This is a genomic window from Alteromonas sp. MTD1 (assembly GCF_042848195.1).
Lineage (GTDB): Bacteria > Pseudomonadota > Gammaproteobacteria > Enterobacterales > Alteromonadaceae > Alteromonas.
This window is the reverse complement of record NZ_BTGG01000011.1, coordinates 94,621-112,609: the sequence shown is the minus strand read 5'-3', so window position 1 is coordinate 112,609 and position 17,989 is coordinate 94,621. Positions and strand designations below refer to the sequence as shown.

At 44.3% G+C, this 17,989-nt stretch carries 17 protein-coding genes; 7 read left to right on the top strand and 10 right to left on the bottom strand.

Going from position 1 to position 17,989, the window contains the following annotated elements; genetic code table 11:
- Window positions 1-48 precede the first annotated feature (48 nt).
- Window positions 49-378: a met regulon transcriptional regulator MetJ gene (metJ, locus tag ACGHAV_RS15355; RefSeq protein ID WP_390382545.1), complete on the top strand. Its 330-nt coding sequence runs from the start codon at window positions 49-51 to the stop codon at window positions 376-378.
- Window positions 379-443: 65 nt separating this feature from the next.
- On the opposite strand, the gene ACGHAV_RS15350 is transcribed toward metJ, so the two are convergent.
- Complete coding sequence (locus ACGHAV_RS15350) at window positions 444-1,679, bottom strand: malic enzyme-like NAD(P)-binding protein (RefSeq protein WP_334015777.1); 1,236 nt, start codon at window positions 1,677-1,679, stop codon at window positions 444-446.
- 410 nt (window positions 1,680-2,089) lie between these two features.
- Between ACGHAV_RS15350 and ACGHAV_RS15345 the strand changes: the two genes are divergently transcribed.
- On the top strand, window positions 2,090-2,404 hold the full coding sequence (locus tag ACGHAV_RS15345; RefSeq protein WP_390382542.1) for a hypothetical protein: 315 nt from the start codon (window positions 2,090-2,092) through the stop codon (window positions 2,402-2,404).
- A gap of 100 nt (window positions 2,405-2,504) precedes the next feature.
- Here ACGHAV_RS15345 and rpmE read toward each other — a convergent pair whose 3' ends face one another.
- Window positions 2,505-2,717 (bottom strand): 50S ribosomal protein L31, encoded by a 213-nt coding sequence (gene rpmE, locus ACGHAV_RS15340; RefSeq protein WP_334015775.1) that lies wholly within the window; start codon window positions 2,715-2,717, stop codon window positions 2,505-2,507.
- A gap of 321 nt (window positions 2,718-3,038) precedes the next feature.
- Here rpmE and priA point away from each other — a divergent pair, with 321 nt between their 5' ends.
- Complete coding sequence (gene priA, locus ACGHAV_RS15335) at window positions 3,039-5,222, top strand: primosomal protein N' (protein ID WP_390382539.1); 2,184 nt, start codon at window positions 3,039-3,041, stop codon at window positions 5,220-5,222.
- Between the two features lie 192 nt (window positions 5,223-5,414).
- Window positions 5,415-5,993, top strand: coding sequence for an SPOR domain-containing protein (locus tag ACGHAV_RS15330; RefSeq protein WP_390382537.1), 579 nt, complete (start codon window positions 5,415-5,417; stop codon window positions 5,991-5,993).
- 189 nt (window positions 5,994-6,182) lie between these two features.
- Here the strand turns inward: ACGHAV_RS15330 and ACGHAV_RS15325 are convergent, their stop codons facing one another.
- From ACGHAV_RS15325 to ACGHAV_RS15315, 3 genes are all read right to left on the bottom strand, one after another.
- On the bottom strand, window positions 6,183-6,905 hold the full coding sequence (locus ACGHAV_RS15325) for a hypothetical protein (RefSeq protein WP_390382534.1): 723 nt from the start codon (window positions 6,903-6,905) through the stop codon (window positions 6,183-6,185).
- 158 nt (window positions 6,906-7,063) lie between these two features.
- Window positions 7,064-7,786, bottom strand: coding sequence for a hypothetical protein (locus ACGHAV_RS15320; protein WP_390382531.1), 723 nt, complete (start codon window positions 7,784-7,786; stop codon window positions 7,064-7,066).
- A 167-nt stretch (window positions 7,787-7,953) separates the two neighbouring features.
- Window positions 7,954-8,586, bottom strand: coding sequence for a DUF1294 domain-containing protein (locus ACGHAV_RS15315; RefSeq protein ID WP_390382528.1), 633 nt, complete (start codon window positions 8,584-8,586; stop codon window positions 7,954-7,956).
- 252 nt (window positions 8,587-8,838) lie between these two features.
- On the opposite strand from ACGHAV_RS15315, the gene hslV reads away from it, so the two are divergent.
- Both hslV and hslU read left to right on the top strand, forming a co-directional pair.
- The gene (gene hslV, locus ACGHAV_RS15310; protein ID WP_334015767.1) at window positions 8,839-9,363 is read left to right on the top strand and encodes an ATP-dependent protease subunit HslV; all 525 of its coding nucleotides are present in this window, start codon (window positions 8,839-8,841) and stop codon (window positions 9,361-9,363) included.
- Window positions 9,364-9,469: 106 nt separating this feature from the next.
- Entirely contained in the window at window positions 9,470-10,798 is a 1,329-nt protein-coding gene (gene hslU, locus ACGHAV_RS15305) for an HslU--HslV peptidase ATPase subunit (RefSeq protein ID WP_390382525.1), read from the top strand.
- A gap of 127 nt (window positions 10,799-10,925) precedes the next feature.
- On the opposite strand, the gene ACGHAV_RS15300 is transcribed toward hslU, so the two are convergent.
- The 5 genes from ACGHAV_RS15300 to ACGHAV_RS15280 all read right to left on the bottom strand — a co-directional run bounded on the left by ACGHAV_RS15300 (window position 10,926) and on the right by ACGHAV_RS15280 (window position 16,034).
- Complete coding sequence (locus ACGHAV_RS15300) at window positions 10,926-11,867, bottom strand: RimK family alpha-L-glutamate ligase (RefSeq protein ID WP_390382522.1); 942 nt, start codon at window positions 11,865-11,867, stop codon at window positions 10,926-10,928.
- 84 nt (window positions 11,868-11,951) lie between these two features.
- Window positions 11,952-12,134 carry a hypothetical protein gene (locus ACGHAV_RS15295; RefSeq protein ID WP_390382519.1) on the bottom strand — a complete coding sequence of 61 codons (183 nt, stop codon included), beginning with the start codon at window positions 12,132-12,134 and terminating at the stop codon, window positions 11,952-11,954.
- 41 nt (window positions 12,135-12,175) lie between these two features.
- Window positions 12,176-12,487 carry a helix-turn-helix transcriptional regulator gene (locus ACGHAV_RS15290; RefSeq protein WP_334015761.1) on the bottom strand — a complete coding sequence of 104 codons (312 nt, stop codon included), beginning with the start codon at window positions 12,485-12,487 and terminating at the stop codon, window positions 12,176-12,178.
- Window positions 12,484-14,778: a peptidase domain-containing ABC transporter gene (locus ACGHAV_RS15285; RefSeq protein WP_390382516.1), complete on the bottom strand. Its 2,295-nt coding sequence runs from the start codon at window positions 14,776-14,778 to the stop codon at window positions 12,484-12,486. The genes ACGHAV_RS15290 and ACGHAV_RS15285 overlap by 4 nt, the downstream gene beginning before the upstream one ends.
- 2 nt (window positions 14,779-14,780) lie before the next feature.
- Window positions 14,781-16,034: an HlyD family secretion protein gene (locus ACGHAV_RS15280; RefSeq protein WP_390382513.1), complete on the bottom strand. Its 1,254-nt coding sequence runs from the start codon at window positions 16,032-16,034 to the stop codon at window positions 14,781-14,783.
- A 409-nt stretch (window positions 16,035-16,443) separates the two neighbouring features.
- Here ACGHAV_RS15280 and ACGHAV_RS15275 point away from each other — a divergent pair, with 409 nt between their 5' ends.
- Complete coding sequence (locus tag ACGHAV_RS15275; RefSeq protein ID WP_390382510.1) at window positions 16,444-17,988, top strand: hydroxymethylglutaryl-CoA reductase; 1,545 nt, start codon at window positions 16,444-16,446, stop codon at window positions 17,986-17,988.
- Window position 17,989: the final 1 nt, after the last annotated feature.

Here is a 17,989-nt window from a genome sequence, read left to right as displayed (position 1 = left end):
TTAGAATTTCTATTCATAACATAAAAAAGAGTAAACCGAGTTAGTACAATGGCAGAATGGAACGGCAACTATATTCACCCCTACGCAGAGCACGGTAAAAAAAGCGAACAGGTAAAGAAAGTCACTGTTTCCATACCTATTAATGTGCTGAAAGCGTTAACCGATGAACGCACGCGCCGACAAATTAATAACTTGCGTCACGCAACCAACTCAGAGTTGCTGTGTGAAGCATTTCTACATGCGTTTACGGGTCAACCGCTACCCAACGATGATGATTTACGCAAAGACAATCCTAACCGTGTGCCTGCTGAAGCGCGCCGTATTATGGAAGAAATGGGCATAGACCCAAGTTTAGAAAACGACGTATCAGAAGACTAATTACGCTTTACTTCAAATAAAAAACGGCGCTGTATAAGCGCCGTTTTAGTCTGCTGGGCAAGCAGCTATTCTTTTTCAGCTCCAGGAATACGAGCAACGCCCGATTTGATAGCTGCTTCAGATACGGCAGAAGCAATGCGCTGGCAAAGCCGCGGATCCATTGGCTTGGGAATAATATAGTCTTTACCAAAGGTTAGGCTTTCGCTTTTGCTGGCGGCAAGAACTTCAGCCGGCACTTCTTCTTTGGTTATTGCACGAAGCGCTTCAACGGCGGCAACCTTCATTTCATCGTTAATAGCAGTTGCTCGTACGTCCAGTGCGCCGCGGAAGATAAATGGGAAGCACAGTACGTTGTTTACCTGGTTAGGGTAGTCAGAGCGCCCTGTTGCCATAATTAGGTCTTTACGTACTTCGTGAGCAAGCTCTGGCTTAATTTCTGGATCTGGGTTTGAGCAGGCAAACACAATTGGGTTTTCTGCCATTAGCGCCAGCGTTTCCGGTGGTAACAAATCTGGGCCTGAAACGCCTACAAAGATATCTGCACCGTCCATTACATCTTCAAGCGTGCGTTTATCGGTATTATTGGCAAACAGCTTTTTGTGTTCTGTTAAATCATCGCGGCGAGTGTGAATTACGCCTTTGCGGTCTAGCATATAAATACGCTCACGTTGTGCGCCGCACTTTATGAGAAGCTCCATACATGCAACGGCTGCAGCGCCTGCGCCCATGCAAACAATTTTAGCAGTCTCAATATCTTTCCCTTGAATTTCCAAGGCGTTTAACATGCCTGCGGCAGTTACAATAGCCGTGCCGTGCTGGTCATCGTGAAATACAGGAATGTTACAGCGCTTAATTAGCTCTTGCTCAATTTCAAAGCATTCAGGTGCTTTAATATCTTCAAGATTAATACCACCAAACGTGTCTGCAATGTTCGCTACGGTATTAATAAATTCTTCTGTTGTGCGATGCTTAACTTCAATATCAATGGCATCAAGACCTGCAAAGCGCTTAAACAGAAACGCCTTACCTTCCATTACGGGCTTCGATGCAAGAGGGCCTAAGTTACCTAAGCCTAAAATAGCTGTACCGTTACTAATAACCGCTACCATGTTGCCCTTGGCGGTATATTTATAGGCGTTATCTGGGTCTTCTGCTATTTCTCGTACTGGTTCAGCCACACCTGGGCTGTACGCTAATGCTAGGTCGTCAACGCTATCAGCCGGCGTAGTAAGCTCTACACTAATTTTGCCCGGCGTTGGTTTGGCATGATAATCGAGGGCGCGTTGTCTAAAATCTGACATGTAAGTTAATATCCTTAAGACGTAGGGTTCATCGGTGTTTTTCGTCTGTGCGATGCAGTTAATGTTGTTATTGTTGTTTTAAATTGCTAAAGCACATGTTCGACGTTGTTAGAATTCGTCCAGCAGCACTAGTCTGCGCCGTAAACAGATATCATTATTCATGAAATTAATACTCACTATTACGGTGACGGTGGCAACTCTAACACAGCCTTTCACTGTGTACATATCTGATCAGAATTCTCATATATCAATTTAGGTGACGCTCAGTTATTAGACCAGTAATATACGGCTATAATTGCCATTCATGCTATTTATTGATGTTGTGTTAGATATATAGTTTCTGTATTTTATTTAACGGTTAAATCTGTCAATAAATACGGTAACTATTGAGCGTTAAAAAAGAGGAAGTAATGACGGAAAGAAAGCTGGTTGCAGCGCTTACCGAGGTTTGCGAAGAGCTTAAACAAGATGATAACGGTTTTTGTTGGCTTACTCATATTGGCCATTGGCGCTTGCCTACCATTATTGCTGTGTTCAATACACAAGCTCAGCTAACTGCAGCTCTATCACGAAAGTGGGATATAGACTTTATAAATCGCGTGAATATAGCGCTTGATACGGTAAAGTCATCTGCACATGCCTGTCGTTTTACAAGTGAGGAGGCATGTAGAACGAAAAATGGTGGAGATTGGGACAGCCATTTGTCGCAAATAGACTTGCATTAACAATACAACATGCGCAAACAAGAGAATAAAATGGTTTTCAGGTAATAAAAAAGCGCCGTATAGGCGCTTTTTAGATTGGATACCGATAAAGGTAATGGGCTTACTTTTTGCCCAATGCACCGAAACGCTTCTTGAAGCGATCAACACGACCACCGGTATCAACGTTACGTTGCTTACCAGTGTAGAATGGGTGACATGAAGAACATACGTCTAGGTTAATGTCTTTACCCATAGTAGAGCGGATTTTCATTACGTTACCGCAAGAGCATGTTGCTGTGATTTCAGCGTATTCTGGGTGGATACCTTGTTTCATGGGATTACCTCATTAATAAGGCCGTATCGCTATACAGCCCGAAGCCGCACACCATACGTAACTTAAAATTCAAATGATGAGTCGTTTACTTAAACAGCCCATCGCAAAAGAGCGGCGCATAATAATAGATGAGCCCGCTGTTATCAAGCGGTTTTTGTACGCAGAATAGGCAGCTTGTGATTCTCCTTAGGGTTAAATAAAAAAGTGTGATTAAATATTTGTACATACTGGCTTGTTGCACTTATTGACGGGCATCAGGGCAAACGCGGAAATAAAAGACTCACGTGCGCATTCAATGCGTTAAGGCATTTTTCTTCAACCATGGCATATATTCAAGTTGCTGTACCTGTTCCACTAAGGCAGTTATTTACTTACACCCACACATCTACGTTGCATCGTGGGGTGCGTGTCTCTGTGCCTTTCGGGCCACGTAAGTTGGTTGGAGTAGTGATAGGTACTGTGCCTGAAAGCGATGTTGAAGATGTTAACAAGCTAAAAGCAATAGACAGTGTTTTAGATGATAACGCCGTTATAGATGATGTGCTGCTTAAAATGGCGCAGTGGCTCTGGCAATACTATCACCACGCACCAGGTGAGGTGCTGCATGCCATGCTGCCGGTGTTACTAAGAAAAGGCGAGTCGCCCAGCCCTGAACCCGAAGATATGTTGTCGTTAACAAGCGATGTTGAAAGTATCGATTTAAGTATTTTATCAAAGGCGCCAAAACAAAGAGCGTGTGCTGAAGCACTTGAAAAAGGCGACATGCTTGCGTCTGCCGCAAGAAAACGCTTCGGAGCACCAGCAGTTAAGGCATTGGTAGAAAAAAGCGTTGCCACCATTACCGCTATTATCCCTCAGTTTAAATGTGCCGGTTGGCTTAACACCATGGAAGTGGGTGAAAAGCCCATTCCTGATAAAGAGCAGTCTGTCGCAGTTGCAGCGCTTAATCGTCAGCACAACAGCTTCGCCGTTAGTTTGCTGGAAGGTGTAACCGGTAGCGGTAAAACCGAAGTGTATCTGCAGGCAATTGAGCCACTTTTGGCAGACGGCAAGCAAATTCTTATCCTTGTTCCTGAAATTGGGTTAACACCTCAAACCGTATCGCGTTTTGAAAAGCGTTTTGGCATTGATGTAGGCGTACTTCACTCTCAGCTGTCTGATAAAGCAAGGCTGCAAGTGTGGCAGCGAGCAAGGGCTGGCGAGTTAGGTATCATCATTGGAACGCGCTCGGCCATCTTCACCCCCCTTAAAAACCCAGGTATGTTGATTGTTGATGAAGAGCATGACGAGTCGTTTAAACAACAAGACGGCTTACGCTATCACGCACGAGATCTCGCTGCGATGCGGGCCAAGCAGCATAACATCCCTTTGTTGTTAGGCAGTGCAACGCCAGCATTAGAGTCACTGAATAATGCGTTATCGAATAAGTACCACCATTTGCAGTTAACTAAACGAGCAGGTGGTGCTCAAAGTACCCATCAGCACTTATTGGATGCCCGCGATCAGCCCATTCATTACGGTATTGCCCAAGGCATGTTAAGCATAATGCGTCAGCATATTAGTGCTGGCAATCAAGTGCTAGTGTTCGTTAACCGCCGTGGTTACGCACCGGCAATGCTGTGTCACCATTGTGGTGAAACTGTAACGTGTAAGCGCTGCGACCGACCGTACACCGTGCATAAAGGTCAAAATCGCCTTCAGTGCCATCATTGCTCCGGTACCCGCGCTATGCCGTCAAGCTGCGAGGCTTGCCACAGCAGTGAATTGGTTACCGCCGGTACCGGCACCGAACAAGTTGAACAGGGGTTAAGTGCATTATTTCCCGGTGTTAAGCAAGTTCGTATAGACAGTGACTCGGTACGCGGTAAAGACAAGTTACACCAAACCCTTGAAGCCATAAATCGACAGGAATATCAGCTGTTAGTTGGCACGCAAATATTATCGAAAGGGCATCATTTTCCGCACGTTACGCTGGTGGTTGTATTAGACGTAGATGGTGCATTATTTAGCGCCGATTTTCGCGCCCCCGAGAAGCTTGCACAGCTGGTAACACAGCTAGCCGGTAGAGCGGGACGGGCTAGCAAGCCAGGCGAAATGTGGCTGCAAACACACAATCCCCATCATCCTTTGCTGCAAGACCTTGTGAATAATGGTTATGGCCATTTTGCACGACTTGCATTAATGGAAAGAAAGGCTGCTAGCTTACCGCCTTATATCAGTCAGTTTGTTATTCGCGCCGAGGCTACCGACAGTCATCTTGCTTATAATTTCTTGCAAGGCTGTAAAGGTATTTTCAATCAGCATCAGGCTGTGGAAATGAACGGACCATTCCCTTGCTTAATAGAGAAGAGACAAGGAAGGTTTCGCTTTATGTTGGTATGCAGCCACCAAAAGCGAGCACCGCTTCATGAAGCGTTGCGTTTAGCGCTTCCTTTTTTGCAAGCCTTACCCCAAGCTATAAAAGTGCGCTGGTCGGTAGATATTGACCCTACCGATTTCAGTTAGCTTGTTGGCGTGCAATACGTTAAAATTTAGCAATTACGCCGGCTATTTTTTATCGCGGATATACACGAATAAGGTATGTTGGCAGCTTCAAAAAAAAGCTGGTACTTTGAAAAAATGGCCGAATAAAGCCTTGGTATAAGACGTTTTTCTTACGACCACGAACAATGATAACAAGTAGGAATATTGCCAACTATGGCTCAACGCGATTATGTCTCTCGTGGACGCTCTACACAAAAAAAGAAGCCTGCGAATAATGGCAGGAAACCCGCTTCACAAACCCAATCTAATGCCCCAGCGTTAGGTAAGCTACCTATCATTCGCCTTGTGGGCGTGTTTGCTTTGGTTATAGGTTTTGGTGTTTTTCTATGGTCTATAAAAGACAATGTTGAAGAACAAGTAGATGTACAGGCGGCAAGGCCTGTAGCGCCTACCGAAGAGGCATTACCGGAGTTGCCGGAAGAAGAGTGGGAATATATTAAAACACTTCCAGGTTACGAAGTAGAAGTTGAAGTTCAAGAGCAGGAAAAGTCTGATAAACGCTACCTAATGCAGTGCGCGTCATTCAGAACTCGCGCGCAAGCTGAAGAAATGAAAGCTAAAATTGCTTTCCAAGGTTTAGAAGCGCTAATTCGCCACAGCAGTGGCAGTAACGGCGACTGGTTCCGCGTTATTCTGGGGCCATTTGAGTCTAAGCGCGATGCTGAAAAAGCAAAGCATAGCCTGCGTAAAGTGAATATAGCGACTTGCCAAATTTGGTACTGGAATTTGTAGGCCACTGCCCGTATGAAAAGTAGGGGCAAGAAGAGCACTACGCGAATAATAAAAATGATCTTAAAATAAACGGGGGAGCTAACAGCTCCACCGTTTGGTTTAAGGTCTATCGTCGTTGCCATCTGTTAACCCTATAATGCTCTATCTGGTAAACCTGTAATGACAGTGTAGGCAACTTATAGCGCGTCTCTAATCAATAGCTCCGGTCTTATCCACAGAAAATTCAGCTAATCCCGAGAGGGCGTAATACGTTCCATATATTTCTTCAAGTTTGCCGCTGTCACGCAAAAGTGGCATTTTGGCATCAAAGTGTGCAGCCAGCATTCTACCTCGATGGGTATTTCTAAATGCCAAAAATAACTCGTCTCCTTCACGAATAGCTTTGTGATGAATACGGCCGCGGTAAGCCTCTAAAAAATTAATGTCGTAATCAAGCATGTAGTCAAGGCGGCGATTCAGCACAAGCTCAAAACCAGCTTCTATTGTGTCTACTGGGTAGGCGCTTTCAATGTTATGAAATAGCTTGTTGAAGCCATAGCCGTTACGAAAAGCAACTTGTTTCCCCGTAAAAATATCGTCTACATCGTCCGAAGGCGGCGACTCAGGTCGATAAAAAATATGAATGGCAAGGTCTGTATCCAATATCCACTTGGCATAAACTGCATCAGGTAATTCGTGTTGATACACGCCAACCATAATGTCGGCTTTGTCTTGTTTAAACTGATTCAGTGCTCGAGGGTAAGTGCTGGTTTGATGGGAAATAGTGTAACCGTCGAATACCGCGTCGAGCAGTTCATAGTACACGCCTGTATTGTCTCTGTTCGTAAAGCCCTCCCAGTGAGCTGCCGATACTACAATCGGGCGCTCACTCGTGTCAGCAAACGCGGTGCTGTTTAATAAAAATGACAACACAAAAAGGCTCGAAATGAGCATTGGAAAGTACAAACGGTTTCGCAATATACCGCAGCCTTAAATTTTTGTTATTCGTACTTCTCAGTATAGACACCAATGTGTCGGGATCTCAATTTATTAACACGTAAGAAAGCGCCCTAAGGTTCCTACAGCTTTAATTACTGACGGGAAGCTTTTACCATCTCGACTCCCAGCAACAAAAACCATATTATTTGCCCTAAGCCAAAAATGGACGTTGAGGCTTCAAATACCATGTTTCCTTCTAAGGCTGATAAGCCTGAAAAGAGTGTGAAGACCCCAGCGATACCCACTGCAATACCGATAATGTGAATGGTTTTTGCGTACTTATTGGCTTTTATGCCCATATAACTAATAAGCAGCACCCAAAGCGCTCCGAGAAGTTCGATACCTCCTCCAAGCGCATCTATCACAATATCTACACTGTTTAAGACCACAACTGCATTGTCTTCACTGGTGTTAGCATAGTTTGCAAGAGACGGCAGGCTTACTAAAAAAATAAAAGTGCTAGCGAGTACAAAGGTTGCCCAGATGTTGCCTAATGAACTGTTAAATTGTGCTGTGATAGGGCTCGTGCTTTTGTATATCTTTAACAACGATTGGTTCAGCAAAATAAGGCCTAAGCTAAACACAATGCCAATAACAATATAGCCCATAAAAAAGGTATCGCGCTGTGACAAAAGGAACGTAAGGCGAGAAGTCTCAGTGTTATCTGCAGGTGCTTCAATTAGGCCAAAAAACAGCACGAAGCCGAAGATATAAGTAAGTCCACAAACGAGTGATGCTATGCCGCCCGCTTTGCGTTGTGCAGAAGTTACTGTCTCATGGGTAGATGCTTCAGATGTGTGTGGGTTTAATTCCATTTTTATACTCGTGTTCTACTCTTGCTTGGCTTTTGCTCGGTTCTTACTCAGCTCTTACATAGCTCCTATATAGCAGGGCTACTGATTTCCATTAAGAACTACATGATGTAACCCATCAACTTCAATTTGTAACAAACATTGATTGCGCGGTAGCAATGGTTCTTTAATTACTGGTGAAGAAACGGAATAGCTATACCCCAGCGTTCTGCAAGCACGTTAGACGCCAATACACCAATGGCGAAAGTGTTAAGTGAAGCCGCAGCCCAAAACACACGCATAAAAGCCGGCTTGCTACGTTTATGTTTAAAAACATGCTGAGCAATAAAAGCACCGGGCCATCCACCTAAAAGCCCAAGTATGTGAAGTTTACTTTCAGATATGCGCCATCGTTGATGTTTGGCGGCAGATTTATCGATGCCATAACAAGCAAATGCAATAGCGCTTATTACTGCGCAGAAATAAGTGACATTAACAGGCAATTGACCTATTAAATTTAGCAACACCAACGCGCTGCAATACACTGTTACAACTAATTTAGCCACTTTTGAGCCTGACTTACCTGCGTTGTGTTGAGAGCGCACGTTTTTGTAGTCTTTTAATAGTTTTACAGAAGCCGCCTTTTGCCCGCCTTTACCATCGTCTTTCATTTCATAAACGATAATATCGCCGTTCACTGGGCGCCGAGATCGTTTCAAAAAGCTACTGATATGAACAAAGGCACGGGTTCCGCCTCCATTAGGCTCTACAAAACCAAAGCCTTTGGCGTCATCCCAATGCTGAATTCTTCCCTGATACTTCATTTATCTTCCTTTTAAACTACTTATTAAAAGCACAGAGTATGTGAAGCAGGGCACATTTATTCAATGTACTTTTTTAAACACAGGTATCTTTTTTCCCACTACAGTGAAACAGCATGTGGTAATACCCTTGAAAATAAGGCGTGCTGCCCCACTTTAAGAAGTATTGGACTTATAGGCTATCGCAGCGAGACGTTTTTAGTGAAACTGTTTTAGATAGTTTGGCGATAGCACCCAGCAAAACGGGGAATTAACGTGACAACGATTGTATCTGTACGACGTGGAAATCAGGTAGTAATGGCCGGAGATGGTCAGGTATCGCTAGGCAATACCGTAATGAAGGGCAATGCGCGCAAAGTTCGCCGCTTGTATCACGATAAAATTTTAGCAGGCTTCGCTGGTGGTACTGCAGATGCGTTTACGTTGTTTGAGCGCTTTGAAGCGAAGCTAGAAGCGCATCAGGGGCATTTAACCAAAGCGGCTGTTGAACTGGCAAAGGACTGGCGCACCGACCGAATGTTGCGAAAGCTCGAGGCATTATTAGCTGTAGCCGATGAAACCGCGTCATTTATAATTACAGGTAATGGCGATGTGGTTCAGCCAGAGCAAGACTTAATTGCCATTGGGTCTGGTGGTAACTATGCGCAAGCAGCAGCAACCGCGCTGTTAAACAACACCGAATTAAGTGCAAAGGAAATTGCGGAAAAATCGCTCACGATTGCAGGTGATATTTGCGTATTCACCAACCACAGCCAAACTGTTGATGTACTAGATTATTAAATCACCAAATTACTCAGTTTTTGCCTAAGCAAAAACTCATTCGCCGCGTTGGCGCTTTTTGTAATACCTTCCAACGCGAAGCGCTCTGTTAGAAAAGGGTTTATTCATGTCTGAAATGACACCAAGAGAAATTGTCCATGAACTGGATCGCCATATCATTGGTCAGCAAGACGCAAAACGCGCAGTCTCTATTGCGCTGCGTAATCGCTGGCGCCGTATGCAGCTTGAGCCAGAATTACGCCAAGAAGTAACGCCTAAAAACATTCTCATGATTGGTCCAACCGGTGTAGGCAAAACTGAAATTGCGCGCCGTTTGGCAAAGTTAGCCAATGCACCATTTATTAAGGTGGAAGCAACAAAATTTACTGAAGTAGGTTATGTAGGTAAAGAAGTAGAAACTATCATACGTGACCTTGCGGACATTGCCGTTAAGATGACGAAAGAGAACGAAATGAAGAAGGTAAAATTCCGTGCTGAAGAAGCAGCGGAAGACCGCATTCTTGATGTTCTTATTCCGCCACCAGAAGACGCATGGGGCAACAAAGAAGATGTTGAAGATCGCGGTACGCGCCAAGCGTTTCGTAAAAAACTTCGTCAGGGCGATCTAGACGACAAAGAAATTGATATTGATGTGGCACAGCCGCAGGTGGGCGTAGAAATTATGGCGCCTCCTGGTATGGAAGAAATGACCAATCAGCTTCAAGGCATGTTCCAAAATCTGTCGGGTTCGCAAAAGAAAAAGAAGAAGCTGAAAATTAAAGACGCATTCAAACTGCTTGTTGAAGAAGAGGCTGCCCGCCTTGTCAATCAAGAAGACTTGAAAGAAAAAGCGATTGAAGCAGTAGAGCAGCACGGCATTGTGTTTGTTGATGAAATTGACAAAATTTGTAAGCGTGAGGGTAATACATCTGGCGATGTGTCGCGTGAAGGCGTACAGCGTGACCTATTGCCATTAGTAGAAGGCTCAACAGTATCTACCAAGCACGGTATGGTTAAAACCGACCACATCCTGTTTATTGCTTCTGGTGCTTTCCAAATGAGCAAGCCGTCTGACCTTATTCCAGAGCTACAGGGTCGTTTACCTATTCGTGTTGAGCTATCAGCACTTAAAGTAGATGACTTCAAACGTATTCTAACCGAGCCAAACGCATCGCTTACGCAACAGTATATTGCGTTGATGAAAACCGAAGGCGTTGACATTAGTTTCGACGAATCGGGTATTCAACGTATTGCTGAGGCCGCGTGGCAGGTAAACGAGCGCACTGAAAATATTGGTGCCCGCCGTTTGCATACGGTGCTTGAACGCTTAATGGAAGATATCTCGTTTGATGCTTCTGAGAAAAGCGGTGAAAGCTTTGTGATTGATGCAGCGTACGTGAATAACCACTTAGAAACACTGGTAGACAACGAAGACTTATCGCGTTTTATTCTATAAATAAGTGTTTTACAGCGTAGGTAGTAGCGCTATATTAGCCTAGTGAAAGCCCTGCTATGTGATATTCACACGCTGGGCTTTTTTGTATTTTCAGTATTACCTACTTCTTTAACCTTCCGCTGCGCTCTTAATTAGTCAGTAATGACACTAAGCGGCCCGTGATATCAAGGCCGGTGTCTTTTTCTACTTTCATGAAAAATGGGCTAGGGTTTGCTTCTAAGAAAAAGTACTTACCTTTAGCACTTTTACGCCAGTCTATTGCACACCAGTGCATACCTAATGCTTTGCAAATAGACACCGCTAAACGTTGTGTTTCTTTTGGAACGAGTGTGATTACAGGTGTAGCGTTCTTATCGTTTCTAAAGTCTAGTTCGGTAGAGGGGATCTCAACACTTAATACATCGTTACCTAAAACATAGCTTCGAATATTGGTGCCACCAATATATTTTTGAAAAGTAACAGGGCGCTGTTGAAGCAGTGTGGTTAACAAGGGTTTTAACTCAGGCGTTTTATTAACGAATTGTGCCGTTTTCCCGCCTCTAACCGGCTTATACACTATGTTTTCCATGTTATTACAAAACTGAGTAGCGACATCTGCAGCGTTGCCGATAAATGTATAAGGTACTTTAGCGCCTAACTTGGCCGCTGCTCTTAGCTGAGCGGGTTTACACTGATGAGAGCGAACCGCGTCAATTGAGTTAACCCACTTAATGTCGTTAAAGCTAAACCAGCACAGCATTGCGCTACTTTTTTCTTGTTCAATCCAGCTTTGTTCATAAGTAGCCTCTTGATTTGAAGACGTAATTGGCTCACCCCCAATATACTCGTGCCAGTAGGCAGAATGCGTAGATGAAAACGTAATACGCTGGGGCATAGACTGGTTTATTTCACATACTTCATGATTAAAGTGAATGCATCCATCGTTAAAGTCGGGGTCGTAACTCAGGTTCCAAGAAATGCCAAACTGTGAGGTATTGATGATAAAATTCTGATGGCCAGACTGCGTGATAGCAGAGGCGACGTGCTGAATTTGTGGGTCTTTTTCGTTACCCAATAACGCAATGTGCATGTTTGTCCTTGTCGATACAAGATAAAGTGTAAAGCTTACAAACTGCGCGCTTGGACATCCTTTTCACCAAGCGCGCTTGGTTAATTAAGACAGGATGTCAGGTAATTTACCGCCGTCTTCTCCAATAGCCATTGTTATGTAAACCGGCTCTTTGGGAGGTCCTAAGCGCTCAGGTTCATCGCAGAGGTATGCTTTAGATACTCCTCCAGCTATTTCAAAAAGTTGGTTTTCAGCTAATTCAACACAGTCTTGTGTGGTGTTTTTCATATTACGCTCCTTGTAAGCGTTAGTTTTAAAATGCGCCGCCGTTAAGCCGACAGCGCTTCGTGGTAAAGGGTTCTAAAGCAGCCTGCAATAAGCGCTGTTCTGCTAGAAATATTCAGCTTTTTATAAATATTTGCGCAATGAAACTTAACGGTACGCTCGCTAATGAAAAGGTCTTGCGCAATAGTTTTGTTTGAGCAGCCCTCCATTATTTTGTGCGCTACCTGCAGTTCGCGTTTAGACAAACAATTTATTGGCAATAAGTCTTCGCTTGGCATTATGCCTTGCTCTTCAATAGACAGACGTTCTTTTTCCGTCATAAGCTGCGGCGTTTCTTGTCTTTCTCTATGTGTCATTGGTTTTCTCCTGGAAGGTCTTGCATTTGATTCCCTGGTACTTCAGAGGGAGAGTATGAATGTAGTTGCCCGTTGCGCAGACATAGCACGCGGTCTGCGATGGCAATAGATTGAGGTCGATGTGCCACAATAATGCGGGTGATATTCAGCGACTTCAGGTGAGCGTTAATCTTGGCTTCGTTTTCTATATCTAAATGACTACTGGCTTCATCAAGAAACAATATGTCGGGGTTTTGATAAAGGGCTCTTGCTAAAAGTAAACGTTGCTTCTGTCCGCCACTTAAGCTGCTACCCATGTCACCAATTAGCGTGAAGTACTGCATAGGCATTGCCGCTATTTCATCGTGAAGGCAGGCCAGTTGCGCCGAGCGCACAATTTTTTCTATCGAAGGATTGTCTTCAAAACAGCTGATATTGTCAGCTATTGTGCCGCTTAAGCAGGTATCTTCTTGAAGTACAGACGCTACCTTAATAGGGGCTCTTTCACCGATAGAATGATATTGAGGTGGACATGCTTCAGAAGAGCAGCCTTCAGATGAGCTAGCCTCTGACGAGTAAGGTGCAGACAAGTCCTGTTGTGACAACACGTTTTCTGGCTTTTTGCATTCTGCAGTGTGAAAGTGCTTCAGCCTTCCTTCGTTTAACGGGTAAAGCCCCATCAAACATTTCAATAGTGTGCTTTTTCCGCTACCGCTGTCTCCAACTATTGCGATTATCTCTCCCGCTTTTACCGCTATGTTTAAATTGCGAAATACCCATTCGCTGTTTTCGCTATAGCGATAGCCGATGTGTTCTGCCGTCATAGCGTTTAAAGAGCGCTGGTTTGTGGAAAGGCAGAGTCTTTGGTTTTGATCAACAGTTGTCTGGGATGTTGCAGGCGCAGTGAACAGAATATCGCTCAAGCGTGCAAAGTGAACATTCAGCATTTTTAGCTCTATAAGCTTTCCAATAATGCCGTCTATTGCCCCTACAAAGCGAGTTTTATAGGCAATAAAAGCTAAAAGCATGCCTATAGTTAGTTCGTTATCCATAACCAGCGTGGCACCGATGTACACAACAATAAGGTTCTCTACACCGAACAAAACCTGATTGGCGGAGGCACTACCAATGTTAATTTTTCCAAGAAGAATGTCTTTGTTTAGCGATGCTACGAGTTTGTTTTGCCAATCGCTGTGGCGCACGGCGCCTTGTTGGTAAACTCTAATAGGGAGAATGGCGCGAACACTCTCCATAAAATGGGATTGCTCATTTGCAGACAGCGCAATTTTCTCGGTAGTGAGGCGTTTCATCACTGGCAGCAAGTACAGCCTTATAGCTAAATACAGTGCCATAACAACGAGTACAGTAGCGCTAAGTTTTATGGAGTACATTGCCATAACAACTAGCGTGACAATTGCCATAACACCATCAAGTACTGCAGTGACTACGCCTGTTGTTAAGAACTCTCGAATGTGAGCCAATGAGCCAAAGCGCGAGACAATATCGCCAATATGTCGCTTGGCAAAGTAGTCTAGCGGCAGTGATAAAAGGTGTTTAAATACTGAAGCAGATAGCTGCAATTGAACTCGGGTTGATACCGAAAGGACCAGTAGCTTTCTAACGATGCCCGTAAAAACTTCGATAAACAGTAAAAAAGAGAAGCCAATCGCTAATGCTTTAAGCAGCGCGTCATTGTTGTGTGTAAGCACATCATCAATAACAGTTTGCATGTAATAAGGCGTAGCCAATGCAAAAATTTGGAGAACAACAGACAACGCTAGAAGCGTGGCCAGATTGCGCTTAAATCCTATGGCTTTACTAAAAAAAGATGCAAGGCGTAAACGCGGTGAGTTTTTCTCTGGCGTGAAGTCATCACTGGGTTTCACCTCAAGGGCAATACCCGTAATGCTGCGAGAAGCTTCGGCAAGTGAAAGTTGACGCAAGCCTACTGCGGGGTCGTTAATCCACACCTTTTTATTTTTAACCCGCGTTAGCACCACAAAGTGATTCATGTTCCAGTGCAAAATAGCCGGGCAGGTTAATGACGATAAGTCGTCCATTTCAATTTTAAGTGCTCTAGTTTGAAACCCCATCGACGTTGCTATATGCATAACATCTTTTAATGTGGCGCCTCGTAGCGAAACACATAGCTGCTGTCGTAAAGCCGTGAGATCACGCTTATCACCGTAAAACTGGGCAATCATGTTAAGGCAAGCCAAACCACATTCCGCAGCTTCACTTTGAAGCACAACGGGCACGCGCGCTTTCTTGTTTAGCTGTTTAATGGGATTGGTAAAGGTTAGTGTGGTCATTATTAAAGCTTCCCAATTACGCTGTACAGGGGTTCAAGCAACCACTCCATAAGCGTCCTGTTACTTAGTTCAACGTCAGCTGAAAACGTCATTCCAGCGCGCAGACCAACGGCTTTTCCGTAAGCGAGTATTTCTTGGCTACCAATAGTTGCGGTAACCAAATACGTGGGTTCATTTATCGGTATAGGTGCATTATTTAGGTCGCCTGGGATAAGCACGGTATGCGACACCGACTTAACCAGTCCTTGCTGCACGCCAAACTTTTGATAGGGAAACGCGTCGTAGCGAATATGTAGCGCTTGGCCAACATCAACAAACCCAGCTGAACGAACGGGAACTAGGATTTTTGCTTGAATATCGTTGTCTTGGGGCAGCAATGTAAGTAATAAATTAGAACCATCTACAATGTGTCCAGGCTGCAAGTGCATACCCGATACTATGCCTGCTTTAGGTGCGTATACCGTTTCTTTTGTTTGTTCGTTGTGAAGTACAATTTGCTGCGTTACGTCGCTAAGTGTATTTTTGAAATTCGCGAGCTCATTAGCGTGTTGTTGTGGAAGTCGCTCTATTTCCCGCTGTAAGGTATTAATTGCTATGAATTCTTTGCGTTTATCCTGCTGAGCTAGCTTGAATTGCTGCTCTGCACTTAAATATTGCAGCGTTTGGTTATCAAATTCCGACGCACTAATATGCCCTTTACGTTGCAGTGTTTGTGCATTCTCTAGGCTTACTTTGGCTAAGCTCCATTGCTTCTGTGCTAATGCTGTAATGTTGCTTTGCGCTTCGAACGACTGCTGTAATGCAGCAAGTGTTTCGTTCTTCGCGATGGTATTAGCAATATGCAGCGCCTCAAGTCTATCTATGGTGTTTTGCAGTCGCTGCTGCTTCGCATTTAATTCTTTCAAAAGCATACTGCTGGCACGTTCACCGGTTTCGCTTTGTTTACTGTAGGTAATTTCAAGAAGTGGTGCGCCCGCTTCAACTACATCACCTTCATTAATTAAAACCTGGATTACTGTACCTCTGCGCATATCTGGATACAGTTTGAAAACACCAGTGGCGGGCTCTAGCCAACCTAGCACCGAAGCTTTGCGCGAGAATGATGTGGTGTTCATATAAACGATAACAGCTAGAATCCATATGAAAATGGCGGTGGTTAACAGCATAAATGCAGGTTTAGGTGTCATTAATAAACGCCCCTGCGTTTTGCTGTTTTGGGCGCTAACCGCTTCTTGTCGAAAAAGTCCTTTTCTCATTTGATCCCCACAATTTCCCTATTTGCATTGAACGTTGGTTGCCCTTTGATGAAAAAGAAAGGTATCTGGTGTCGCTTCCATGACGACGCATTATCCTTGGCATCAAATCCCTGACGCCTCCGTTGTTACTGCCAGATACCCTGTGAAACACATCATCAGAGTGACGCAAACAAGACTATGTCTAATTGTGTTGTTTCGTATTTGTCGCGAGGTCGAATTTTCTGAAGCTCACTAAAACAAAGGGCGTGGCGCAATTTTTAAAGTGGTTGGCTCAAAAGTGTAAGTTGATTTGGCGCAATTATTTCGCGCATTGAAATGAATAAGTAATAGAACTGACTAAAGAATGTGCTATAAAAAACAAAGAAATATGAAAAAACAGTAAAAAAGACGTACTAAAGAAGGAATACTCATGTTTGTACCCAGCATACTCTTAAAGCAACTTTACACACGTGGCAGCCTTACAAAAGCCGGTAACGGGTTAACGTTTACGCTTAAAAACCGTTTAAAAGACGCCACAATTAACGAGGTGAAATGGATTTCATTGGATGGTGAGAAAATTCCCGAAGATAAGATATCGATACAATTAACTGGCGATACACGTATTTCAGTTGCAGAGCTGAATAAGTCAGAGGGTAAACCATTCGGGTTACGTCAAAGCATTACGGTGCATCTTGATATTAACGAAGGGCCGTGCCCGGAAAAGCGTAAACTTGGCATTTGTTTTTCAGCATCGCCTTTTGGAAAACTTAAGTTTGAAGTAGATGACAACATTACTGCTGAAGGGCAGCGCAGTGCGTCTATTCCGCGTGACGATATGGACGACTATGGCGAGTCAATTATAAAAACACGTCAGGAATATTTTGAAAGCGCCACTGGAAAGAAAGTGAATCATGTGGGCAAATATTCAATAGATCCCACAGAGCTTCAAGGCAACATCGAGCACTTCATCGGCGTGGCACAGGTGCCAATTGGTATTGCGGGGCCACTTAAAATTAACGGTGAGCATGCGAAAGGCGAATTCGTTGTGCCATTAGCTACCACAGAAGGTACGCTGGTTGCGTCTTACAACCGCGGAATGAAGCTTTTGAACATGAGTGGCGGTGTAACGGCTACCGTTGTTGATGATGCGATGCAGCGCGCTCCGGTATTCATTTTCGAAAATGCTCGCGGCGCAAGAGATTTTGTGAAGTGGGTAAAAGAAAACTTCGACAAAATTAAAGAAGAAGCTGAAGCAACATCGAGTGTTGCGCAGCTTACTTATATCGATCATTTCCTATCAAACAAGTTCGCGTTCTTGCGTTTTAATTACAAAACGGGCGATGCAGCAGGCCAAAACATGGTGGGGCGAGCGACGTTTGCTGCGTGCGGGTGGATTTTGGACCACTATGAAGGCATTGAAAACTTCTACTTAGAATCGAACTTCGCAACCGATAAAAAAGCATCGCAAATTAACATTATGCGTACGCGTGGTAAGCGTGTTACGGCAGAAGCGACTATTAAGCGTGAGCATCTGCTTGAAGTTATGCGCGTAGATCCTAAACAAATTGACTACCACGGGCGCGTAGCAGGTGTAGGCTCTTTCTTATCGGGTGTAAATAACACGGGTCTTCATTCACCAAACGGCATTACCGCTATGTTTATTGCTACCGGTCAAGACGTAGCAAACGTATCGGAGTCGTCTGCGGGTATGATGTACTCTGAACTTACCGAAGAAGGCGATTTATACCTATCTATTACTATTCCATCGCTCATTGTCGCTACCTACGGCGGCGGTACGGGTATTGGTACACAGCGTGAATGTTTGGAGCTACTTGATTGTTACGGACGTGACCGCGTTTATAAGTTCGCGGAAATTGTAGCGTCGGTAGTTCTGGCAGGCGAAATCTCACTTGCATCAGCGATCAGTTCGTCTGACTGGGTATCGTCTCACGAACAGTACGGTCGAAATCGCTAAT